Annotated in this window: 15 protein-coding genes and 1 pseudogene; 7 read left to right on the top strand and 9 right to left on the bottom strand. The window is 58.8% G+C overall.

Annotated elements, in window-relative coordinates:
• The first annotated feature begins 96 nt into the window (after positions 1 to 96).
• Together FJ145_01165 and FJ145_01160 are read left to right on the top strand one after the other, a co-directional pair.
• Positions 97 to 1176 carry a glycine/betaine/sarcosine/D-proline family reductase selenoprotein B gene (locus FJ145_01165; protein MBM4260032.1) on the top strand — a complete coding sequence of 360 codons (1080 nt, stop codon included), beginning with the start codon at positions 97 to 99 and terminating at the stop codon, positions 1174 to 1176.
• A 27-nt stretch (positions 1177 to 1203) separates the two neighbouring features.
• Positions 1204 to 1419: a hypothetical protein gene (locus FJ145_01160; protein MBM4260031.1), complete on the top strand. Its 216-nt coding sequence runs from the start codon at positions 1204 to 1206 to the stop codon at positions 1417 to 1419.
• 3 nt (positions 1420 to 1422) lie between these two features.
• Here FJ145_01160 and FJ145_01155 read toward each other — a convergent pair whose 3' ends face one another.
• Genes FJ145_01155 through FJ145_01140 form a run of 4 tightly spaced genes read right to left on the bottom strand, consistent with a single transcriptional unit; the run spans position 1423 to position 4863 of the window.
• Positions 1423 to 2427, bottom strand: coding sequence for an amino acid ABC transporter substrate-binding protein (locus FJ145_01155; protein ID MBM4260030.1), 1005 nt, complete (start codon positions 2425 to 2427; stop codon positions 1423 to 1425).
• 12 nt (positions 2428 to 2439) lie between these two features.
• Positions 2440 to 3627 (bottom strand): extracellular solute-binding protein, encoded by a 1188-nt coding sequence (locus FJ145_01150; protein MBM4260029.1) that lies wholly within the window; start codon positions 3625 to 3627, stop codon positions 2440 to 2442.
• 37 nt (positions 3628 to 3664) lie between these two features.
• Positions 3665 to 4636, bottom strand: coding sequence for an ABC transporter substrate-binding protein (locus tag FJ145_01145; GenBank protein MBM4260028.1), 972 nt, complete (start codon positions 4634 to 4636; stop codon positions 3665 to 3667).
• Positions 4636 to 4863 (bottom strand): ORF6N domain-containing protein, encoded by a 228-nt coding sequence (locus tag FJ145_01140; GenBank protein MBM4260027.1) that lies wholly within the window; start codon positions 4861 to 4863, stop codon positions 4636 to 4638. The genes FJ145_01145 and FJ145_01140 overlap by 1 nt, the downstream gene beginning before the upstream one ends.
• Positions 4864 to 5052: 189 nt before the next feature.
• On the opposite strand from FJ145_01140, the gene FJ145_01135 reads away from it, so the two are divergent.
• The 5 genes from FJ145_01135 (at position 5053) to FJ145_01115 (ending at position 10504) form a co-directional block, all read left to right on the top strand.
• Positions 5053 to 5559 carry a (2Fe-2S)-binding protein gene (locus tag FJ145_01135; GenBank protein MBM4260026.1) on the top strand — a complete coding sequence of 169 codons (507 nt, stop codon included), beginning with the start codon at positions 5053 to 5055 and terminating at the stop codon, positions 5557 to 5559.
• On the top strand, positions 5546 to 6415 hold the full coding sequence (locus FJ145_01130; GenBank protein ID MBM4260025.1) for a xanthine dehydrogenase family protein subunit M: 870 nt from the start codon (positions 5546 to 5548) through the stop codon (positions 6413 to 6415). The genes FJ145_01135 and FJ145_01130 overlap by 14 nt, the downstream gene beginning before the upstream one ends.
• Positions 6416 to 6492: 77 nt before the next feature.
• Positions 6493 to 8799, top strand: a complete 2307-nt coding sequence (locus FJ145_01125) for a xanthine dehydrogenase family protein molybdopterin-binding subunit (protein MBM4260024.1) — start codon at positions 6493 to 6495, stop codon at positions 8797 to 8799.
• A gap of 102 nt (positions 8800 to 8901) precedes the next feature.
• Entirely contained in the window at positions 8902 to 9879 is a 978-nt protein-coding gene (locus tag FJ145_01120; protein MBM4260023.1) for an ABC transporter substrate-binding protein, read from the top strand.
• A gap of 190 nt (positions 9880 to 10069) precedes the next feature.
• Positions 10070 to 10504 carry a VOC family protein gene (locus tag FJ145_01115; protein MBM4260022.1) on the top strand — a complete coding sequence of 145 codons (435 nt, stop codon included), beginning with the start codon at positions 10070 to 10072 and terminating at the stop codon, positions 10502 to 10504.
• Positions 10505 to 10661: 157 nt separating this feature from the next.
• On the opposite strand, the gene FJ145_01110 is transcribed toward FJ145_01115, so the two are convergent.
• The 5 genes and pseudogenes from FJ145_01110 to FJ145_01090 all read right to left on the bottom strand — a co-directional run bounded on the left by FJ145_01110 (position 10662) and on the right by FJ145_01090 (position 22985).
• Positions 10662 to 12713 (bottom strand): hydantoinase/oxoprolinase family protein, encoded by a 2052-nt coding sequence (locus FJ145_01110; protein MBM4260021.1) that lies wholly within the window; start codon positions 12711 to 12713, stop codon positions 10662 to 10664.
• A 79-nt stretch (positions 12714 to 12792) separates the two neighbouring features.
• A complete protein-coding gene (locus tag FJ145_01105) occupies positions 12793 to 14520 on the bottom strand; it encodes a hydantoinase B/oxoprolinase family protein (GenBank protein ID MBM4260020.1) in 1728 nt (575 codons plus the stop codon).
• A gap of 86 nt (positions 14521 to 14606) precedes the next feature.
• Positions 14607 to 16735: pseudogene (gene pbpC / locus FJ145_01100) on the bottom strand (penicillin-binding protein 1C).
• 125 nt (positions 16736 to 16860) lie between these two features.
• Positions 16861 to 22500, bottom strand: a complete 5640-nt coding sequence (locus FJ145_01095; GenBank protein MBM4260019.1) for an alpha-2-macroglobulin — start codon at positions 22498 to 22500, stop codon at positions 16861 to 16863.
• A 164-nt stretch (positions 22501 to 22664) separates the two neighbouring features.
• Positions 22665 to 22985, bottom strand: a complete 321-nt coding sequence (locus tag FJ145_01090) for a hypothetical protein (protein MBM4260018.1) — start codon at positions 22983 to 22985, stop codon at positions 22665 to 22667.
• Between the last annotated feature and the right edge of the window lie 24 nt (positions 22986 to 23009).

The following is a 23009-nucleotide window of genomic DNA, read 5'->3' as shown; positions in this document are numbered from 1 at the left end:
CATTGGGCAATAGGCATTGGGCAATAGGCATTGGGCAATAGGCAATAGGCAATAGGCAATAGGCAATAGCCGGACAGGGAATTTGGATTTCTTACTATTGCCTTTTGCCTCCGGCCTTCTGCCTCCGGAGTTAAAATGAAAGTCATTCACTATCTCAATCAATTTTTCGGCGGCATAGGTGCGGAAGAGCAAGCCGGCGTGGGGCTGGAATTCCGCGACGGTGCCGTTGGACCGGCGAAGTTGATGGAACAGTTGTTGGGCGATGGCGCACAAGTGGTCATGACGATTGTTTGTGGCGACAACTATGCCGTTGAACATCAGGAAGAGGTCACCGCCGCTGTTTTGCTGAAGATCAAAGACACGGGCGCCGACCTCTTCGCCGCCGGACCCTGTTTCGATGCGGGCAGGTACGGCATGGTGGCCGGCGCGCTTTGCGCCGCAGTGCAAGACCAGTTGAAGATCCCTGCGATCACGGCGATGAGCGGGGAAAATCCGGGCGTTGATCTCTATCGCGAGGGGCTTTATATCGTCGACTCCGGCACCAACGCGGGAAAGACCCGTGATGTGCTGGTCAAAATGGCAGCAATCGGCAGAAAGCTCGTCGGCAAAGATCCAATTGGACTGCCTGCGGGGGAAGGTTATTTGCCGCGCGGACTTCTGCGCGACCAGTTGGTCGAGAAGCGCGCCAGCACGCGCATGGTCGACATGCTGCTGTCCAAGATGAGGGGCGAAAAGTTTGAATCGGAAATGTCGCCGATCTCTTTCGCGCCCGTGCCGATGCCGGCGGCAGTCAAGGATATCTCGAAAGCCAAAGTCATGGTGATCACCGACGGGGGACTGGTGCCGAAGGGAAACCCGGACAAGATCCAGGGCACCGCGGCGACCAATTTCGGCGCCTACAGCGTTGCCGGCCGCGACGATCTCAAAGGCGAAGACTATGAGGTCTCCCACGGCGGCTACGACACCCGCTTCGTTCAGGAGGACCCTGATCGGTTAGTGCCGCTGGACGCGCTCCGTGAAATGGAAAAGAGCGGCGTGATCGGCAAATTACACGATGAATTTCTGTCGACATGCGGTCGGTCCAATCCGCTATCGAACACGCGGCGCTTGGGCCGCGAGATGGCGGCAAAGGTGAAACAGGAGGGCGTCGACTGCGTCATCCTTACCTCGACGTGAGGAACCAGCACTCGCAGCGGCGCTGCGATCACGACGGAACTAGAGAAAGCGGGTATTCCAGTGGTTCAAATCACCTCGGCGTTGCCGATCGCAAAAATGGTCGGCTCGAACCGGGTGGTTTTAGGAACGGGCATTGTCCACGTGACCGGCGATGCGAAGTTGCCGCCGGAAGATGAAAAAGAACTGAGACGAAAATTAGTCCAGAAAGCGCTCGACGCCCTGCAGTCGAGTGCGAAGTCGTAAAAGTCAGACATCTTCAAACCGGCCGTCGTGCCATCGGGTGATAACCGTCGGACCGGCGCCGGTACGGCCATTGTGATTCTCAGCGGAGAACGAGCAGGCGCCAGTCACGCCGTTTAACTGCACACCCGATTCTAAATAGGCAATGGCTTTTGCTGGGTCGCCTTGGGCCGCTACCATAGCGCCGCTACAAAAGACCATCCCATCCCAGCCGAAGGCATGATTGGCAGTCGGCACCGCAATGCCAGCTTGGCCGAGCGTCTCGAAAAAGCGCGGCACCGCCGCGCCGTCCGGCGCGACCCGCGAAAACATGTCGACGAACCACATCTCCCCCGCATTTGCGCCGAGGTTAGACAAGAAACTCGGGCGCATCAGCGAGCGGCCGAACAGCAGCGGCGCGGTCATGCCACGGGAACGAACTCGGCGCGCCACCGGCAGTGCTTTTGCCTCGCTGGAATAAACGACGTACACAAGGTCGGCGCCATCTAAGGATAAGGCTGCCAACGTAGCATCGGTCAGCTCTTGGTAGCACCGCGCGGCGGCGCCATGCGCCTGGATGGCGCGCTCCATGTTCGCGGCAACGCGGCGCTGGAAGTCTGTCTGATCGTGGATCAAGGCGATGCGCCGGCAGCCGCGCCGCTGTAAATGTCCCGCCACCGCCGTAGCGGTCTGCGACGACGGCAGCCCGATATGAAAAACCTGGCTTCGGCGCTGCCACACGACCGGATTATTGTTTGCCACAAAGCAAAGCAAACCCATGGCCTCGGCAAGCTCGCCCAGGCGCGCGGACTCCGGCACACTGGTAGCGCCGAGCACCGCCGAGACTTTGCCCCGATAGCGCGAAAGAACCTTTTCCAGATCGGCGAGATCGCCATGACGGAACGCCGCTTCTTCGACGGCAACTCCGGAGCACTCAGCGGCATGAGCGCTGGCCAAGCGCGCGCCCAGCGATTGATCGACCGGAGAAGGATCTTGGCTATCCGGTTTAAGCAGCAGGACCTTGATCGTCATTGCCGGCCTCGCTCAGCGTCCCAAAATCTCTTTGAGACGCAGACGAATCTTCTCCTTTTCGCTAACGGTGAACTGCCAATCGTAGGTGTCGAAGTAGTTCACACCGGGCTTGGGCAATTCCTCGGCGGTCACGAAAGATTCATCCATATCGGTTCTCAGCGTCGCCCGCCCCTCGGCGCGCGCGTAGATTTCCAACGCTTCTTTGGAAATGATCCAGTTCAAAAAAATTTTCGCGGCTGCTGGATGCGGCGCTTTCTGCATCAGCGTCAGCATCCAGGGCGAGCCCGTCAATGCCGACGGCATGTCGCTAAAGCCTAAGACTTCTTTGAGTGAAAACCCTTCTTTGGTCATCCTATCGACGTCCGAGCTCTGCGCGCCAAACACGATCGGGTAGGTGCCGCGCGCCAACCAATCGGTGAGTTGCCGCCGCTCGCGGGTGCTTCGAACGTTCTGGCCGACATACAATCGTTTGGCGTAATCTTCGCTGGTCTGAAGATAAACCCGCGCCGCGGTATTACTGCCGCTGCCGGCCACGGTGATATCTTCGCTGGCGATCTTGCCGCGCCATTTCGGCGCCAATAGATCTGCTGCCTTGGTGAGCTCGCCGGGCTTTACCTGGTCCGTGTTGATGTGCAACAAACTCGTGATCGTGCTGAAGACGCGCAGCACGTAGCGCTCCTCGGGATCGGCGAACCAGAGCTTGCCGCGCTTCCATTTTTTCCCGTCGGTAACGTCGGGGAGAATCAACGCTGGACGTAGCGGGTCGAGCATTTTCTCGGCGTGGAGAACGTTGGCGACCGTCTGCACGCCGCCGAGAAAAACATCGACGCTGTTGATACCCGCCTGCCGCTCGGTGCCCAGGCGCGCGGCAAGTTGACTGGAACTGCCGGCAAGATGCTCCACGGTGATGCCATAGCGCGCTTTAAACTTAGCCGCGATCTCACGCATCACCGGGTCCGCCGAAGTGGCGACAACGACCTTACCTTCCTTCTTGCCGGCTTCGAGAGCCTCGTTCCACTCCTTTTCCCAACCTTTTTGCTGCGCGTGAGCCGAAGCGAAGGAAAGCAATAGTAAAAGCACCCCTGCCGCTTTCATAACCAGACTCCTTTCCGCAATACTCACTACTCCTGCCGCCGCAAACGTACGATCGATGAAACCACTTGATGCTCCTTGGCGCCGCCGGCCGCAAGCCCTATCCATCGCGCGCAGGCTTGGTGAAATATTCAGCGATGCGAACTTATTTGATGCCCAGCTCTTTGTTCACTTCTCGTTGTAGGGCGAAGTCAAAGACTCGCGCGGCTGCCACCGGTTCCGGTAGCTTCAGGACTTGCGCGTCGAGCGCGAGGTATTCTTTGATCTCGTCGTCGGTCGGAATTCCAGTGGTTGTAAACGCCGCCTTGGTGGCGCGCAGCGATTCGACGGCAATGGCAACGTCGCTGTTCCAGAGTTTGGCGAGCACTTCGGCAGTCTCGCGCTCATGCTGCTCGATAAAGCGCGACGCTTTGGTTTTCGCGCGCAGCATCTTTTTCACCAGATCGGGGCGTTCTTGAAGAAACTTGGTGTTAACGGCCAAGCCGTTTTGAATGCTGGCGTATTTATCGATGGAAGTGTCGAGCACGTTGAGCTTGAATTTTTCCCGCCCAAGAAAAACCCAGGGCGGGCTGATGGCTGCGCCTTGCAGCGTGTTGCTGACAATCGATTGCAAATGGCGCGCTTCGTCGCCACCGGCCATGGTCGTCACGTCCTTGTCGGGGTCGAGGCCGCCGATGCTGAGCATCCTGCGCGCCGCCATGTGCTGGCTGCCGTTGATCGTCGCCGTGCCGATCAGCTTGCCTTTGAGGTCTTTGACCGAGCGGATCTCCGGCCGCGTCACCAGCCAAAAAATCGGCCGGCGCAAACTGACCGAGACAACTCTCAGCGGCACGCCGCGCTGAATCGCGCGGATCGCGCTGCCGATGGAGCCCAAGCCATTCAAATCGCCGGTGGTGCCAGCGGTCACAGCCATGTTCGCTGACATTTGCACGAGCAATGGTTCCAAGCCCTCTTCGCGGAAAAACTGCCGCTCTTTGGCGATCAGCCAATCCACCGTAGGCATGCCGCTGCTGGAATAGCTCAGGGTGATTTTTTGTAGCGGCGACTGCGCATAGCACGCAACGCTGTACAACCAGACAAATAACCCAGTCAGCGCCACCGTCAATGCTTGTGTCATCAAAAATTCTCCGACTGTTCATCAATAGTCTTTTCTTTCGCGGTCAGTTGAAACATGAAGTCGCTCGGAAAGCGCGCACGATTGCGTTTTACCTGCTGGTTAAGTCGCTTGGTTGTCACACCATAAAGACTAGCGAGGTCGACGTCTAACATAACTTTTTGCCCGCGCATCATCAGGATTGAGCGGTCAATTCGGTGCAGTGGGATGATGGATTTGTGACTCGACATATGGCCGCCAATTTTATTGGATAGTTCGAAAAGCGCAAGCGAGGGCAAAGCCAAGCCCGGCAGGTCTCTTGAGACCGATGCCCGACTCGTTATATGACTGTCGAGTTGACTGTTTCAAAGGCGTCTGCGCTCCGCAGAAGAGTCCGGCTGCAAACTCAACACAAAGCTTCACAAACGGAGGATAGCGAAATGGCTGCTGAGGCACAGTACACCGCAGTGCCGGTAAGCATTACCGTCAACGGTGTTCAATACAACGCCACGGTCGAACCGCGCACGCTGCTGGTTTACTTTTTACGCGAACATTTGAATCTTACCGGAACGCACGTCGGCTGTGACACCAGCCAGTGCGGCGCTTGCACGGTGCATCTCGATGGCCGTGCGGTGAAATCCTGCACGATCCTCGCAGTGCAAGCTAACGGCGCCACCGTGAAAACCATCGAAGGTCTCGCCAATGGCGAGCAATTTCACCCGGTGCAGCAAGGCTTTCAAGAAAAGCACGGCTTACAGTGTGGGTACTGCACCCCCGGGATGATCATGACCGCGGTGCACCTACTGGAAACCAATCCCAATCCTAGCGACGACGAAATCAAGCACGCTCTTGAGGGCAACCTTTGCCGCTGCACCGGTTACGTGAACATCGTCGAGTCGATCAAATGGGCAGCGCAGAAGATGGGAGGCAAAAATGTTTCCCGCTAATTTCGGCTACGTGGCGGCTCGCTCCATCGAAGAAGCTATCCAATTAATGGCCAAGCACGGCGAAGACGGCAAGCTGCTTGCCGGCGGCCATAGTCTGATACCGGCGATGAAGCTGCGCTTAACATCGCCAAAGACTTTGATCGACCTCGGCACGGTGCCGGCCTTGCACGGCATCAAGCTCGACGGAAATAACTTGGTCATTGGTGCACTTACGGTGCACGCGGACGTGGCGTCGTCCGATTTACTTCGCAAACATGTTCCTGGATTGTCCGAAGCCGCTCACGTCATCGGCGACGTGCAGGTGCGCAACCGCGGGACTATTGGCGGCAGTTGCGCGCATGCAGACCCTGCAGCGGATATGCCGGTCATTCTCGCTGCTTTGAATGCTTCTTTCACCATCCAGTCTGCGTCTGGCACGCGAGCAATCAAGGCCGATGAATTTTTCACCGACTTCTACACGACGGCGATGAAAGAGAACGAAGTATTGACCGAAGTGCGCATCCCGCTGCCCGGCTCGGGCAGCGGTACGGCCTACGCCAAGTTGCCGCATCCTGCATCAGGTTATGTGGTCGTCAGCGCCGGGGCGTTGATCACGCGCCAGGCATCGGGAGCCTGCACATCGGCGCGCGTTTTTGTCGGCGGTCTCGGTAGCGGCCCGGTGCGCGCCGTGGCGACAGAAATGGAGCTGCAAGGAAAACCGTTGACGCCGCAATTAATCGCCGCGGCTGCCGCGAAAGCGGCCGAGGAAACCGATCCAGTGGAAGACAGCTACGCCGACGCGGAGTACAAACGCGCTGTCGCAGCAGTCTATGCACGTAAGGCGATCGAAGCGGCGGTAGGACGGGTTAACGTCTAGCGTCTGGCGTTTGGCGTCATCCGAAAACGCTAGACGCAAAACGCTAGACGCCAGACGAATTTCTAACGAGGTAAACCATGACCGAACACAACCCAACCGGCCTCATCGGCGCGTCGATCAAGCGCGTCGAAGATCCGCCGCTGATCACCGGCAAAGGCTGCTACGTCGACGACATCAATTTGCCCGGCATGCTGCATCTTGCCGTGCAGCGCAGTCCTTATCCGCACGCAAAAATCCTTTCCATCGACACGAGCAAGGCGCAGGCGATGCCGGGCGTGATGTTAGTCGTCACCGGCAATGATTTGAGCGAAAAGTTAAATCTTGCGCCGTCGCAGGTTCTGCCGGGCATGAAGATCCCGCCCCATCCGCTGCTCGCTCGCGGAGCGGTGCATTGCGTCGGCGTGCCAGTGGCCGCCGTGGTCGCGCAAACCCGCGCCCAGGCGCAGGATGCGGCCAACGCCGTCGAAGTCGAGTATCAAGAACTGCCCGGTATCTCGAACGCCGAGGAAGCCCTGAAACCCGGCGCACCGCTGGCCCAGGAAGGGCTCGACAGCAATATTTGCTATACGATGACCAAGAACGGCGGCGACGTCGACAGGGCGTTCGCTGGCGCGGATCATATTTTCACCATGCACATTGCGAGCCCGCGCCAAGTCGCCCTAGCGATGGAACCACGCGGCATCGTCGCGAGCCCTGACCCCCTCGGAAAAACCTTGAACGTTTGGTTGTCAACCCAAGGACCGCACCGCGCCCGCGCGGAGATCGCCGGTGTGCTCGATTTTCCAGAAAATAAAATTCACTTGATCGCCCCCGACGTCGGCGGCGGCTTCGGCAGCAAAGGGCCAGTGTACCGCGAAGACGTGCTTACTTGCCATTTGGCTTTAAAACTCAAACGGCCGATCAAGTGGATCGCCACGCGCAGCGAAGACTTCATCACGACGATCCAAGGGCGCGACCAGGCGATGACCTCCGAGATGGCGCTCAGAAAAGACGGCAAGATTCTCGGTCTGAAAGTCAAAGTCGTTGCCAATCTCGGTGCCTATTTGCATTCGAGCACGGCGGGTCCGCCGCAGCGCATGATGGGCATGGCCTGCGGCAGCTATCAGATCAAAGACTGCCGCGTCGAAATCGTTTCGGTCTTCACCAATACCTGTCCCACTGGCCCGTATCGCGGCGCCGGCCGGCCCGAGTCAGTGTTGAATATCGAACGGCTGCTCGACAAAGCCGCCGCGGTGCTGGGCATGGACCGTTTAGAAATTCGCCGCAAAAATTTCATCCAACCCAACCAGTTTCCCTATACGACTGGCACTGGCGTCGAATACGATTCAGGCGACTACGAAAAACCCCTCGACGAAGCCGTCAAGATGTCCAACTACAACGAGCTGCTCCGTCAGCGCGACGAGCGGCGCAAGAAGGGCGAGCTGGTCGGCGTCGGCTTCTCGACTTTCGTCGAGCCCAGCGGCGGCGCCGGTTTCGAGAGTGGCGCGGTACGCATAGAGCGCACCGGCGAAATCACGGTGCTCACAGGTTCCAGCTCCCATGGCCAAGGTCACGAAACCGCCTGGGCGCAGATCGCCGCCGAGTTGCTCAAAACCAGCATGGACCACATCACCGTGCTCCACGGCGATACGCATGTCAGCCAACAGGGCACCGGCACGTTCGGCAGCCGCAGTGCGGTTACCGGCGGCGGTGCGTTAGCCACGGCTGCCCAGCGAGTCATCGACAAAGCGAAAAAAATCGCGGCCAATCTGGTCGAAGCGGCGCCCGAAGACATGGTGCAAGCCGACGGCGGTTTCGCCGTCAAAGGTGTGCCGGATAAGAAAGTCACTTGGCGGCAAATCGCCGCGGCGGCCTACAGCGGTCGCGTGCCCAAGGGTATGGAGACCGGTTTGCAAGAAACCGCCTTCTTCGATCCCAAGCGCGAAGCGTGGGGCTTCGGCACACACATCGCCCTCGTCAGCATCGATCGCGACACCGGTAAGTTCACCATCGAGAAATTGATCATGGTCGACGACTGCGGTGTGATCATCAATCCAATGATCGTCGAAGGCCAGATTCACGGCGGCGTTGCCCAGGGCTTGGGCGAAGCGACACGCGAGCAGATGCTCTACGGCAATAATGGAGAAGTACAGACTGGCACGTTCATGAACTACGCGATCATGCGCGCAGTTGACATGCCGCCCATGACGTTAGGTGAGACGGTGACGCCTAATCCCTTCAACCCGCTCGGTGTTAAAGGCGTCGGCGAGTGCGGCTGCAACGGCGCCCCGCCGTCAGTGGCCAACGCGCTGGCCGATGCGCTGGCGCCCCTGGGCATCGATCACGTCGACATGCCCTACACCGCGCCGAAATTGTGGAAGTTGATTCACTCAAAGAGGCCATAGGCAATAATAGGAACGGGCGGAGAGTGAGGGCCGTGGCAACACCATGGCCCTTTTCTTTTCTATCGTTGCCTCCTATACCGGATCGCGAGAGGAGGGCTCCCGATGTCAAAGTCACTGATGCGACCCTTGATGCTGCTTGCATTCCTGCTCCTTGTAAATGTTTGCGCTAACGCGCAATCCGCCCCAGACAAAGTCGTCATCAGCTATCCCAGCAAATCGATCACCAACTTCCCGATCATCGAAACCGGCGTGCGGCGCGGCTTTTATCAAAAAGAAAACCTCAATGTGAATCCTGTGTATATGCGCGGCGGCATCGACATCAAAGCGCTGATCACTGGCGACGCCGATTTCGGCACCGGCAGCACCACCGCGGTCACCGCCTTTGTCGCCGGCGCGCCGCTGCGCGTGGTGATGAGCATGAACGCGTTCGTCGACCAGGCGCTTTACGCCCAGCCCAAGTATCGCAATCTTGCCCAGCTCAAAGGACTTTCCATCGGCTCGCTCAATCCCGGTGGCTTGGTCGACACGCTCCTGCGCCGCGTCATTACCAAAGAAGGATTCTCACCGGAGAAAGACTTCATCATCCTCAACATGGGCGGCACTCCAGAACGCTATGCAGCTCTAAAGTCGGGAAGCTTGGCCGCATCGATGCTGAGCGCGCCGCACAGCCTGCGCGCCGAGAAAGAGGGATTCACGCGTATCGCCGTGACGCGCGACTACGTCGATGTCCCCGGCACCGCTTTCGTCGTCCACGCCGACAAGATCAAGAAGCAACCGCAAATGATCAAACGCTTTTTGCGCGCGTCGCTGCGCGCCATGAACTACATCCGCGACAACCGAGTAGATACCACCAACATGATCGCGCGTGAGTTCGGTATGGATCAGGATGTTGCGGCTCTGTCCTACAAATTACTGCTCGATTTGCTGAGCACCGAGGGCAAGAATCGCGCCGAAGGTTATCAATTGCTTGTCGACTTCGCCCGCGCAACGCAAAAAATCGAGCGACCGATCAACGCCGCGCAGTTCATCGATGAGTCGATTTTGGATGAAATCATCCGCGAGGGTGGAGTTGGGCGTTAGCGGCGGATTCGGACCCGGAATATCTCGCGCAGAGGCGCTGAGGCCGCAGAGTTTAATCAATTTGTAGGGGCGGGTCTGAGACCCGCCCTCCGAATCCCTTCGTAGGGTGCGCCGTGCGCACCGTGAGATTTGCGCAATCAGTCAACATTGATGTAAGAATTCCTATATCGAACCAATACGAGGAGGCTCTATGGGCAATTTCCAAATCGAAGGCGTGACCCACTGGTCGATCCCGGTCAACAACCTCAAAGAATCCGAAGAATTTTACGGTGAGGTGCTCGGCCTCAAATTGTTGGGCCGGCTGAGCAACGGCGTGATGACCTGCTTCAACGTCGGCGATCACAACATTCTTCTCTGCGAACGGCAAAAACCACAAGACAAGACGATTGTCGAGGAGCGCGTGCACCACTCGTTCAACGTCAGCCCGGATGGTTTTGTCGCGGCATGTAAAACTTTTCATGAAAAGAAGGTGCCAGTCGTTGAACTGGAGTACCGCGCCAAAGGCCACTTCACGGGTCGCGAGCTTTACATTCACGATCCCAGCGGCAACCGCCTGGAGATTCGCGATAAGACCTGGCAGAAGGGCATGCCGGAGCCGACGTTTGAAGAACTGGTTAAATCATAACTCATCCCGAAGAACTTTCGTCCCTGGAGTTGTGGCGACGTGGCCCCTTAGATACTATTTCAGGTGACGGAAGTTAGAATATCGAGCAGAAGGATTTCATGGATCTAGCGCCCCCATCTCAATCTTCCCGCGAGGCGGGGGAAGAAATTGGAAACATTCAAATCGCGCTGCAGTTGATTTTGATCTCGTGCAGCGCGCCGATTTCAAACCTATCTCCCGGCCACACCACCGTCGTGGAACCGCATTCTTCTATCACCGCCGGGCCGGCGGCTTTGAACCCCGGCTCCAACGCGTCGCGATGATAAATCTCTGCATCGATCCAGCCGCCGGCGTTGCCGATATAGATTTTCCGTGTCTGCGCTGCTTGCGCTTTCACCGCAGCGCGCGGCAGCCGCGCGATTTCCGGTTGCTTTAGTTTGGCAAACGCCGACAGGTGCAGCGCCTGGAACTCTGCCGGCGCTTTGGCGTCGGCGTGGCCATAGCGCCGTTTGTAGTCGCGCTCGAAAGCGGTGCGGATTTCCTCGGCGGTTTTCAATCCTGTGACCGGCACTTTGATATTGTGACGCTGGCCGCGGTAGCGCATCTCGGCGTAGTGCTCGAAGAAAACTTCGCTGGTGCCAAATTCTTTCGCTAGATCTTTGGCAGCTTCCTGCTCCATGGCGCTGTACATCTGCGCCATCTCCGGCACGGTCTTATCGTTCAATATTCCCGTGAAGGTCTTCGACGTGTCGATGCGCGCGTCGGCGATCAGCATGCCGATGGCGGAAAAATTTCCCGGCTCAGGGGGAATCACGACTGTCGGGATCGACAGCTCGTGGGCCAGCGCGCAGGAGTGCAGCGGTCCGCCGCCGCCGTAGCTGAAGAGAATAAAATCGCGCGGGTCAAGGCCATGCTCGACGGAGATCTTTCTAATCGCGCCGGCCATGATCACCGTGGCAATCGAGATAATGCCGTCGGCCATCTTGATCATGCCGTCATCGCCCGTGTAGCCGAGCGGCGCGGCGACGCGTTCGCTCACCGCTCGTCTGGCCGCCGCGATATCGAGCGGCATTTCACCGCCGAGAAAATTAGCAGGATTCAATCTACCGAGCACCAGATTGGCGTCGGTCACCGTCGGCTCCGTGCCGCCGCGGCCGTAGCAGACGGGGCCTGGCGTCGAGCCGGCGCTCTGCGGGCCGACGTGCAAACGCTTCTGTGAATCTAGCCAGGCGATGGATCCGCCGCCGGAGCCGACCTCGACGATGTCGATGACCGCCGATTTGATCGGAAAGCCTTTGACGTAGCCGTTGGCGTAGTAAAGCGAGTTGACCGTGTAGCGGCCGTTTTCGACCAGGGCACATTTCGCCGTCGTGCCGCCCATGTCGAAGGCGACGACGTTTTTGAAACCAAGTTTTTCCGCATAGGCGCCGGCGCCGATGCAGCCGCCGATGGGGCCGGACTCGACCAGGCCGATGGGCTGGCGGCAGGTGCGCTCGGCGGAGAGCAAACCGCCGTTGGAGCCCATCATGAAGAGCGTGCCAGGGAAATCTTGTTTCTTGAGATCGTCGTCGAGGCGGCGAATATAAGTGCTGACTTGCGGTCCGACGTAAGCGTTGGCCGCTACCGTCGAGCAGCGCTCGTATTCGTACCACTCGCGCGTGAGGTCGGTGCTGAACGTGACGTAAATTCCCGAGAGCAACTCCTTTAGCGCCGCGGCAGCCGCTTCTTCATGCGCCGGGTTGATGTAGGAGTTCATGAAAAAAATCGCCACTGACTCGACGCCGAGTTTCTTAATTTCCTGCGCGAGTTTTTCCAGCGCTTTTAGATCGAGCGGCGTGACGACATCGCCTTTGCTGCCCATGCGCTCGGGAACTTCGAGGCGCAGCTCGCGAGCAATCAGCGGCTCGTCTCGGATATAATGAAGATCGAAGGGATCGGGCCGATTGCCACGGGCGATTTCCAAGATATCGCGAAAGCCTTGGGTCGTAACCAGCGCGGTCTTCGCGCCTTTGCGCTGGATCAGCGAATTGATGACCAGCGTCGTGCCGTGATTGACCAACGACGCTTCTGCCGGTTTGATTTTGGCTTTGTTAAAACAGTCGAGAATGCCGTCGACGAGATTGTCGTAGGTGGTCGGACTCTTCGAGTAAAGAACTTTTTGGGTCGCGTGGTCGAAGGCGACCAGGTCAGTAAAAGTGCCGCCGATGTCGACGGCGATGGCGTAAGACACTTAAGAAGAACTCCTGTTTCGGGTCTCGTGTTACGGGTTTCGTGTTCAACCCGAAACGCGAGACGCGAAACTCGAAACGTTAGAGACGGCGCGCACTCCCGTTGGTATCGCAGCTGACGCCGTAATCTTTCTCAGCGCTTTCGCGGGAGACAAAGCCGCGCGTCACGTCGCGGGCGACGAGCTCGGTTGGCCGCTTGCGCGGATCGCCGTAGCCGCCGCCACCGCCGGTGGACATGCGCACGCGGTCGCCAGCTTGAAGCGGGCAGTTCTCGGTTTTGTAAAGCAGCTCGGGTTCTGAGTTGCCGTTTTTGTAGACTAACACCTGGCCTGATTTTCCTGCCTTGCCGCCTTGCACGCCCCAGGGTGGGCAGCCGATGCGGTCGAAGTTGGCCCATAGTTCAGCCGCCGCAAGCAGCACATATTGTTTGTCGAATCCCAACCCGCCGCGCCAAAGACCCGCGCCGCCGGAGTCCTGGCGCAGGCGAAATTCCTCGACACGAAACGGATACATCGACTCCTGCAATTCAATCGGAATCAATCTGGTGTCGCCATGAGCCATGGTGCGAAACGGCCCCGCGCCGTCGTGGGTCGCGCAGGCGCCCCAACCGCCGTGGCCGCTGTCGTTGGCTTTGAAATAGGCTCCCGTGTCGGTGCGGCGCCCGCCAAAACTCAGGGACGAAAACGTGCCGAAGTGCGCGCCGGTGACGCGCTCGGGCAGCGCCGGCTCCAGCGCTTTGATGATGCAATCGATCACCGTCGGAAATGGAATGCTATACAACCCCATCGCCGCGGTCGCCTCGGCGCTGATCAGTTTGCCTTCGGGCAAAATCATTTTTACGGGACGAAAGGTTCCTTCATTGGCGGGCTCATCGGTGGCAATCAAATACTTAAACGCCACGCGCACGCAGGTGCGGCCGCCGCCAAAGAAACCGGAGTTCACGCAGCCCTTCACCTGCGGGGACATTTCTGAGAAATCAACCGTCAGCTCATCGCCGGCGACGATGACTTTGACGCGGATGGGAATTTTCTCGTCGCGCACGCCGTCGTTGTCGAGAAAGGCTTCGTGCTGATAGACGCCGTCGGGAATGGCGCGGATTTTCTCCCGGGTCGCCGCCTCGCATTGATCGAGGATGATCGCCAGCGCGCTAAGAAAAATCTCCGGGCTGTACTTGTCGGCCATCACTTGCGTCAGGTCGCGGCCCAACAGGCAGCCGCCAAGCTGCGCTTCGATGTCACCGAGCAATTCCAGCGGAAAGCGCGTGTTGTTTTCGATGATCCGATAGACTTCTTCGATGGGCTCGCCCTTGGACCAGATCTTGATCGAGCGCAGCTGCAAGCCCTCCATGAAAATATCGGTGGAGGAATAAGACACGGAGCCGATCGCCGAGCCGCCGATGTCGATCCAGTGGCAGTTGATGGAAAAAAAGCCGATCAGGTCGCTGCCGCTGGGCCCGGCGAACACCGGCGTGTACATGACGGTGTTGTTTAGGTGCTGGCCCTGTACCGCGGCGTGATTGCAGACGATGACATCGCCTTTGTGGATATTTTTCCGACCGTAGATTTCCAACCCATCTTTCACCGCCGCGCCAACCGAATCCGCGACAAACACTGGCATGCCGCCGGTGGACTGCGCCAGTAATTCACCGTTCGCGCCGACGAAGCCGACGGCGTAATCTTTGTACTCGTAGATATACGGACTAAACGCCGTGCGCGTCATGTTGGCGTCGATCTGATCGCAGATCGAGATGATGCCATGACGGATGACTTCGAGCGTGATGGGATCAATGTTCGCTTGATTGTTAGCCATGTCCGCAGCTTTGGGGCGAAATTGCGCCCGGCAATTTCGCGATCCTTTCAAGGAACGAAAAAGTTGTCAAGCAACGATTCTGTATCTTAGGGAAAAGCCGGCGTAAAAAAAACACCGTCTTCGCGGCGCCCTTTCACAGAGAAGGTGACACGGTCGACGACGCGATCCTCTGGATCAACCAGAGCGAGGGAGTAGCCGCCGGGTTGCGCCTGCCAAGAGATAGGTTTGCCGGCATTGCCGATCGTCTTGCCGTTGAGCATCCAGCGCAGGCGCGGGTCGGCAGGCTTGGCATCGAAGAATATTTTCTGCCGTTCGCTGGGAATATCGGGGTCGAGCGCCATGGCAGTGCCATCGACGGGATAGACGATTTTCGGATGGAGCTGCCGCGCTTGGGCGGTTGTCGTGGCGATGGAAGGTTCCGTACCATCGATAAACCATTCGATGCGCGATTGTTTGCCGTTTTCCGCAACCACGTTCAGACTGCGCACACCCTTGGGTGGCATTGGCGCTTCACTCGGCTCGCTACGGTGCAGCCAATTCATCACTTCCAGCCAGATGGGCGCCGCGCCGCTCATGCCGCTGACGTTCCACATCGGCGCGCCGGAGAAATTGCCCACCCAGACTCCGACCGTGTAGCGGCTCGAAAAACCAATGCACCAGTTGTCGTGCATGTCCTTGCTCGTGCCAGTTTTCACGGCAGTCCAGAAACGCGTGGCTAGCGGTCCTTCAAACCCAAACGTAAGGCTGCGACTTTCGCGATCGGAAAGAATGCTACCGATGAGAAATGCGCTCTCCGGTGAAAACGCTAAGCGCGCGTTGTGCTTCTGCGCCTGCGCAAAACCGCTGTCGCTCCAGACCCCGCCGTTGGCGAGAGCGCGATAGGCATTCACCAGATTCCACAGACTCACCTCGGCTGATCCCAACGCCAGCGAAGGACCGTAAAACTCGCCGTCTTCTTTGAGACCGCCAAACCCTAGCTCGCGTAGTTTGCGCAGGAAATTTTCATTGCCAACCAGCCCAAGCGTTCTGACAGCGGGAATGTTGAGTGACGATGCCAGTGCCAGTCTTACGGAAACCAGGCCATGATAGCGTTCGTCATAATTTTTTGGCCGGTAAATGCCGCGCGCATCGGTGATGTCCATGGCGCTGTCATCCAATTGCGACGCCGGCGTCAAAGCCTGCGCTCGAAGGCCAGCGCATAGAGGAACGGCTTTAGCGTCGAACCCGCCTGACGCGGCGCGCGCACGCCGTCGACAAAGCGGGCGCTCGAATCGACGCCGCTGTTGCCAACGTAAGCCAACACCTCACCGGTTTTGTTATCGGCTACCAGCACCGCGCCGTCTTTGACGTTCTGCGCTTTCAGAGCGAGCAAATGCTCGCGCAACACATCGATCGTGAAACGCTGCAACTGTCCGTCCAGTGTCGAGTTGACCGAGGTAATCTTTTGCTCGGGCGAACGACGCATCGGCTTAAGAAGTTGCTCGGCGACGTGGGGCGCGAGATTTTCGCTGGGCTTGATCGCAAAGCGCAACGCCAACGCCGCCTGCGTGCTCGCGTTAACGCCTTCGCAGCTCTCAAAGTATTTTAGCGAATGGCCTAGACTACAGGCGCGCTCGGCGACTTTTTCTAATGGTGCATTCGGAGACCGGATCAGCACCGCCAAAATCCATGCGTCATGGTCGGTCAGGCCGTGTGGCTCCTTCTCAAACAATCCGCGGGCCGCGGCAGCCACGCCTTGCAGCTCACCGCGAAAGCTCACCAAGTTGAGATAGGCTTCGAGAATTTGCGCCTTGCTCCAGCTTTGTTCGATCTCGCGCGCTTTTTGGATTTGCTGCCATTTCTCGCGCCAGCCGCGCCGCGCCCGGCCGCTGCGCCACTCTTCTACCAGCGACGCCAGTTGCATGGTGATGGTGCTGGCGCCGCGCTGGCGCGCTGACATCCAGTTGGTCGCGAATGCGTAACCCAAGGCGCGCCAATCGACACCGCCGTGATCGTAAAAGCGACGGTCTTCAGATTGAATCACCGCGTCCTGCAGCGCCGGCGATATTTCGCGCAGAGTTTTCCATTCGAGTCGGCGCCCAAAGGGGTCGACGCGCAGCTCCTGGATGACTTCGCCGTGGCGATCCAGCAGGGTGGCCTTGGAGCTCGTCCGCTCCGCTTTGACTTTGGCAAAGGTGGGGATGGCGGCGTGGGTCATGTCCCCCTGCGCAACCATGGTGAGCAAGACAAACCCTACCAGGAGAAAAACGGATTTCGCGAACCCCCCTTTTTCAAAGGGGGAAGTTGGGCGCCCGCTTCTGTAGACTCTGCTTCTCATCGTGGAGTTTGCCAGCTGTCACCCTACGGGTACACCGTCATTGCCGCCTGCGGCAGCTCGCCGAACATCTCCGGCGCGTACATCGCCTCGACACGCGTCGTCGGCAGTTGAAACGTTCCGGTCTGATTTAGCCGCACGGTGTATTCCAAAGTCCACTTTCCCTTCGGCACGTACTGATAGTAGGTCCGCAGCCCTTCAAAAGAGCGCTCCTGAAACGCGATCCAGACCCAGCCCTTTTGCTTCTCACCCCGCTGAGCCAGTACGGAATCGCCGCCCAACCCGCTGCCGAGAATCGTCGCGCCGGCGGGAATCGCATCGTCGACCGCCACCCAAGTCATGTCGTTCTGCGCTTCGAGATCGAGCGTGACGCGGAGGATGTCTCCCTTGCTAAAGCGGCCGGCCTGTTTGCGCTCCACCGGCGCCCAGCGCTTGCTGATTTTGAATCCGCTCGATAGCGGCTGCTTGAGCGGAATCGCCGCGGTGCTCTGCACCGTAATCCATGGTTTGCCCGCACCGTTGTGGTTGACGCTGACCGTATCTTTGCCGTTTGGCCATGGGAGCGAAACCATTTTGCCTTTTGGTTCCGTGCTCCAGTCAAACTTCTCGTTGCGCGCACCGAGCTGAGTTGCGCTATTGCCGGAAACCGCAACGCGTTCGAAGCGCTGGGAAAACTTTTCGAAAGCGAGCACGCCCCAAGCATTGGCCAGGGTCGTATCCCAAGCACCGCGCCTCTGACGCAACAACGCGCCTTGGGCCAGGCGCGGCATGTCGGCCTGCCAATTTTCCGCGGCCAGAAACGTCAGTATCAACCGCGTGGCGTTTTGATCGCCGCTGGCCAAAAGCCACCAGAGCCCATCGGTTTTTTCGGTGGAAAAATTCAGCGCCGTGCCTTGAAAGTTTAATCGTGAGCGTAGCACCTGCTCGGCTTGTTTCAACCGTTGCTCGCGGTTGGGAATATCTTTCATGCGTTGCAAAACGTTATACCAATCGATCACACCGGAGGTCGGCCAAAGGTTCGCATCGACGCTCATCGCTGTAAGCCATTGTTTGTCCGCCTTGCCCCAACGCGACAGCGCATCTAGCGCCTGCATTTTGCGAATCGCCAAGTCTGCCGTCGGCAGCGCGCCACGGCGAATCAATTTTCCCTGGACGAACTGCGCCAAAGCATTTTCCATGCGCGTCTTCTCGGGCGCCGCAATCTCCCAGCTCGCTTCATGGGCGATCGCGAGGAGATAACTCGTCAACACCTCGCTGCCCTGTTCCATCAGCGGGAAAAACTTCACCATGCCGTCGCTGTCCAGGTAAGACGGCAACGCCTCCATGTTGGCGCGCCAAGATTTCTCATCGCGCAGCGCCACGGCGATGGACGTGCGCTGCTCCATGCAGCTATAGGGATAGCGGCTCATATAGTCGGTGACGCCGGCCAAGCTGTCGGCGATCTTGGGGCGAAATAGGACATTGACACCGCCCCGTCCGACGACAGCTTCTTTGGGTCGCTCCACCGTCAGGGCGAAATCTTTGTCCAACTGCTTGACCGTCGCCTGATAAGTTCGCAGCGGCACCGCGGCGACGGCTTTCTGTTGCACACGCAAGCGGTCGCCTGCGCCTCCCGCCTCGTTGGCCGCTACTTCATAGGTGAGCGAATTGGCGCCCACCGGCACCTGCACGTCCCAACCGATTTCCTTGGCTTCGCCGGGCGCGAGCTTGAGATTCACCACCTTCGGTTTGCTGTCGAGGCCGCGCACGCGGGCTTCGGTTTGCACCTGCATGTCGCGCTCGCTGGCGTTGCGCACGGTGAATTCCGAGCGCAGCTTGTCACCCTCGCGCACCAGCGGCGCAATGCCGGAGAACAGCATCAGCTCCTGCATCGTGCGGATGCTTGCCATGCCACTGCCGAACATGTCGACGCCCCCGCTCGCCACCGCGGCGATGCGAAAACTGCTCAGTGAATCGTTGAGCGGAATTTCCACCGTCGCTTCGCCGTTGGCGTCGAGCTCCACCCCGGCGCGCCAGAAGAGCAGCGTGTCGAACAACTCACGCGTAATCATCTTACCGCCACCACCGCCAGCCGGCAGGGCTTTCAAACCGAAGTGGCGCCGGCCGATCACCTGCATCTGCGCCGTCGAGGTAAAGACGCCGTAACTGCGCCGCCCCATCATCGCCGTCAACAGGTCCCAGCTCTTGTTGGGCATGAGCTCCAGCAAGGCTTCGTCGACCGCAGCCACTGCGACTTCGCTGCCCGCCGGCGGTTTGCCGCCGTCGGCGCGCGCGGCGACGATCTTCACGCGCGCTTTGTCGCGCACTTTGAAGACTTGCCGCTCCGGTGTGACGGTGACTTTCAATTCATGGGCGCGCCAGTTGACGTTGATCTCGGCGATGCCGAGCTTGTAGGCCGGCCGGCCGAGATCAATGGTCGCCGTCGGCTGCACTTCGCCGCTGCGGCCGCGCACCGCCAATACCGAGACGAAAACATTGAGCGCGTAGCTGCCTTTGAGCGGCAGCTCGATCACCGGCTCATTGCCCGACAACTCTTTCACGATCGCGTCGATCACACCTTCGCGCTCGATGGTGACGAGCGCGGTCGCTTGTTTGAACGGCATGCGCACTTGCAAGCGCGCCGTCTCATTGGGCTGATAGCGCTTGCGCTCGGGGAGCAAATCCATGCGATCGTGATCGCCCTGGGCGAACCACCATTGATCGCTACCGCCAACCCACACGTCATTGTTAGCCGTCGCGTCGCGCCCTTGCGTGTCGGTCGCGTAAGCCTGCAGGATCACGTTGCCGGCCACCGGCGATTTGGTTTCACAAATCACCAAACCTCGCCCGTCGCTTTTGCCGCTGCAGATTTGCCTATGCTTTTTGATTTCTTCGACTTGCTCGTAAGCGTAGAGGCCGCCGACCAAGCGTTTGCGATGGGCGTAGGTTTGCCTCTCGAAAAGCTCGACGCGCACCGGTGCGCCCGCCGCGGCTTTGCCATTCAGGTCGAGAACGACGACTTGAAACTTCAGGCGCTCTTTCGAGAGCGCCCACGAATCTGGCTTAATTCCGGCCATGCGATCGGTGGGCCACAGCGGCACCCGTGTCGACACGGTCTGAACTTGACCGCTCGGATCATTGAACTCCAGCTCAGCCAGCATCTCCATCGGTTTGGTGATCGCCGGCAGCTTGCCGATCGCCGTGCGCGCGGTGCCCGACTTGTCGAGCTTCAAGTCGACCACGTGGATGCGCGCCTTATCCACATTGCTTTTGTCGTCGCCTTGAGCCGCGTCGCTGAAGCCTTCGCCGGGATAGAATTCTTCGTCGCCGCTGCGGCGCGCGACGCCTTCTTTGACTACACCGTTGGCAAAGACAAAACCGTCATAGTCGTCGAATAAAGTGATTTTCTTCTCTTCGAGGCGGCTGCGCACCTTGACCGATTGATGCGCCGCGCCGCCGCCGGCCAGGTAGCGCACGGTCAAATCGAACGGCACCTGCGCCGGCGCGACTAAGGGCTGATTTGGCGTCTGAATCGTCGCCTTCATCGCCGGCAGGCGAAACTCTTCGACGCGAAATTCGCCGGTGAAAAGCTGGCTCGTGCCGCTGGCGAGCCGCATCTGATAAGTGCCGAGCTTGGCATCTTTGGGAATCGCCCAGCTCGATTCCGCGTTGCCGCGTTGATCCCATTTGAGCGGTGCCTGATATTTCTGATCGCTGCCGACGTGCTCAATGGTTAAAGACGTGGGGCGTTGGTTCGCCGCCGTCGCAGCAAAGCCAGCCATCACACGGTTGCGGATCAGATGTTTCATGCGCACGGTTTCGCCGACGCGGAACAAAGCGCGGTCGAGAATCGTATGCGCGCTCATTGGCGACGGCTGATATTCGGTCGGCAGCTGAAAGCGCCACGGCTCGATGCCGTCGTCCCAACTCGAGTGAATGAAGCTCAGATCGTTGCCAGCGCTGGCGAAAACAAAAAGCCCGTGGCCGTAGCGCACCGCACCGCAATTCGGTGCGTTGCCTGGCGTGGGGATCTTGCTGACCCGCGCGATGCCGTTGGCGTCGGACGTGCCGCTCCAGATCACGTTGCCCGAGCAGTTGGTAATTTGAATCTGCGCATTGGCCACCGGCCGGGCGCGATCGAGCGAGGTCACCCAAACCAGCGAAGATTCATGGCCCCATTTGAAGTGGACGGATAGGTTTGTCACCAACGCCGCCGCCGGCACGTACAGGGTCGAGCCTTTGCCGATAAGCGCGCCGCCGAGCAGCTCGCTGGCGATTTCCACGACGTAAAACCCCGGCTCTTTGAGCGGAATACCGACGACTTCAAAAGATTTGCTGTCGCGCAATTTGGGAATCTTAAACTCTTTGATCTCCTTCGGCTTGGCGCTGAAGATCGAATTCTCTCGCTTGGCCAATTCGACCCGGCGCAGCCAGGCGATGACTTCACCCAGATGGGTCGAAGAAACTTTGAGAGTCTGGCCAGCCAAATTTTCCTGTATCGGACGCCCGGGCTGGAGCATTGTCGCGTTTGCCGGCGCTTCGATATTGCGCAGCGTCACCGGCAGTGCCGGCTCGGCGTTCAGTTCAATGATGCCAAAGCGCGCGGCAAATTTCGCCAGCGGCGGATACTCGTCGGTGCGCACGGCCAGAGGAAATTTGTCGAGGTTGATCGGCCGCCGTCCGGCGTCGTCGACGAGATCTTTGGGAATTTCGACCGAGAAGCTCGCCTTCTCGGGAAACGGGCCTTTGAAAGTGATCGACTGGAGAAACTCGTCCTTACTATCTGCGCTGCCGGTCTCGGCGCGCCAACTGCGATTGCCGCTGCGCAAGACTGCTTGCAGCGCCCGGGCGCGCGCCACCGGCGCGCCGTAGCCCAACGTCATCGGCAAGAGCGGAATACAATTGGCTTGTGGATTCTCCCGCTGGCAGCGAAAGGTCACATTAAACGCCGGGCGCGTTTTGAACGGCAAGATTTGTTCGCTGTCGGTGGCCACACCGCTCTTCGAGCGCACGCCTTTGCCCCAAACTAGACTGATTTTGCTATCGGCGGGAAAACGCTGCCGAGCTTGGACAAGAACGATCGGTGTATCGGCGGGCAGCCCGCGCGGATATTTGGCTTTGAGCAGGTCGGCGCGCTGCCGGCCAGTGATAACCCGCGCGCCGACGCGCTCGACTAGACCTTCGACGGAAAACGTGACGCTGTTGGCTATCGAATCGTCGGTCGCTTCGGCGTCGAGCTGGAGGACAAAGATTTGCTCTTCGTCGATGGTGTTATCGCCTTCGTAGGGAAACGATTGGCGAACGGCCGGTCCGCCAGTAGAAAACGCATAGTTCTGCGTTCCACCCAACTCACGGCCAGACAGCGCTTTGATGCCGCGCTTGAGCCGAAACTCGCAGCGCACCCCGGCGGGCAGATCGCGATCGAAATCGTAAATCCAATTTCGTTCGTCCGCCCAGCGCGCCGCGCCCTTCTCGGAACAGGAAATGTCGAAGATTTCCGTTGCGACATTGGGCGCACCAAACGGCACCATCGGCTCAGTGAATCTAACAGAAACCTGGCGGACATCTTTGACGGTATTCTCCGGCGAGAACAATTCAATTGCCGGGGATGATTGGGAGTGGATTTCAAAAGACGGAATGATGATCGAAAGCAACAACAACAAACCGGCGAGGCGGTTTACTTTCATTGAATGAGCTCCAGATTGTGTCGTCACGACAGTCAGAAACTAAAAACCTGGACGACGTCTTAGGAATCCTCGACGCGTGTGTCGACTACACCCTTCTATCGGTCCTCAGTCGACTGCTTCCTAATCTGCAAACGGTGCGAGTTTAGACATCACGCGGCGTTTCGCTACCGCTTTAGCTGCTTGATAAAACCCGAACTCTCCATCTCCTGGACAAAGCTCCCGTCGACAAACGACCGTGGATCGGCGGCATCGAGATCGCCAGCGACCAGCGCCTGCATGGCCGGCGGCCCGGCGCCGAAAAAAATCGATTCAGGGATTAGCCCGTGCTTAGTGAACAGCCCTTTCTCCTGCGCCACCCACAGCAGCGTATGCGACGCCGTCATCGCCGCCCAGCCAATGCGCACGCGCTCTTGGGCCAAGCAAATCGATTCGTGCCAATGCAGCAAGACAAAAAAAGTTCCAACAAAGATTGCAACTTTGCGCACTTTGGACTCCTCCCGTAGTTTGCG

The sequence above is a fragment of the Deltaproteobacteria bacterium genome, from assembly GCA_016874755.1.
In the GTDB taxonomy this organism is placed as follows: Bacteria; Desulfobacterota; Binatia; order UBA9968; family UBA9968; genus DP-20.
The sequence above is the reverse complement of the archived record's forward strand: the minus strand, read 5'-3'. Positions and strand labels throughout refer to the sequence as shown.

Excerpts from the sequence above, each read along its gene's own strand:
- FJ145_01155 (MBM4260030.1), bottom strand. The coding sequence starts at position 2,427 with ATGACGATCAAGGTCCTGCTGCTTAAACCGGATAGCCAAGATCCTTCT.
- FJ145_01150 (MBM4260029.1), bottom strand. The coding sequence starts at position 3,627 with ATGGATAGGGCTTGCGGCCGGCGGCGCCAAGGAGCATCAAGTGGTTTC.
- FJ145_01145 (MBM4260028.1), bottom strand. The coding sequence starts at position 4,636 with ATGACACAAGCATTGACGGTGGCGCTGACTGGGTTATTTGTCTGGTTG.
- FJ145_01140 (MBM4260027.1), bottom strand. The coding sequence starts at position 4,863 with ATGTCGAGTCACAAATCCATCATCCCACTGCACCGAATTGACCGCTCA.
- FJ145_01135 (MBM4260026.1), top strand. The coding sequence starts at position 5,053 with ATGGCTGCTGAGGCACAGTACACCGCAGTGCCGGTAAGCATTACCGTC.
- FJ145_01130 (MBM4260025.1), top strand. The coding sequence starts at position 5,546 with ATGTTTCCCGCTAATTTCGGCTACGTGGCGGCTCGCTCCATCGAAGAA.
- FJ145_01125 (MBM4260024.1), top strand. The coding sequence starts at position 6,493 with ATGACCGAACACAACCCAACCGGCCTCATCGGCGCGTCGATCAAGCGC.
- FJ145_01120 (MBM4260023.1), top strand. The coding sequence starts at position 8,902 with ATGTCAAAGTCACTGATGCGACCCTTGATGCTGCTTGCATTCCTGCTC.
- FJ145_01115 (MBM4260022.1), top strand. The coding sequence starts at position 10,070 with ATGGGCAATTTCCAAATCGAAGGCGTGACCCACTGGTCGATCCCGGTC.
- FJ145_01105 (MBM4260020.1), bottom strand. The coding sequence starts at position 14,520 with ATGGCTAACAATCAAGCGAACATTGATCCCATCACGCTCGAAGTCATC.
- FJ145_01095 (MBM4260019.1), bottom strand. The coding sequence starts at position 22,500 with ATGAAAGTAAACCGCCTCGCCGGTTTGTTGTTGTTGCTTTCGATCATC.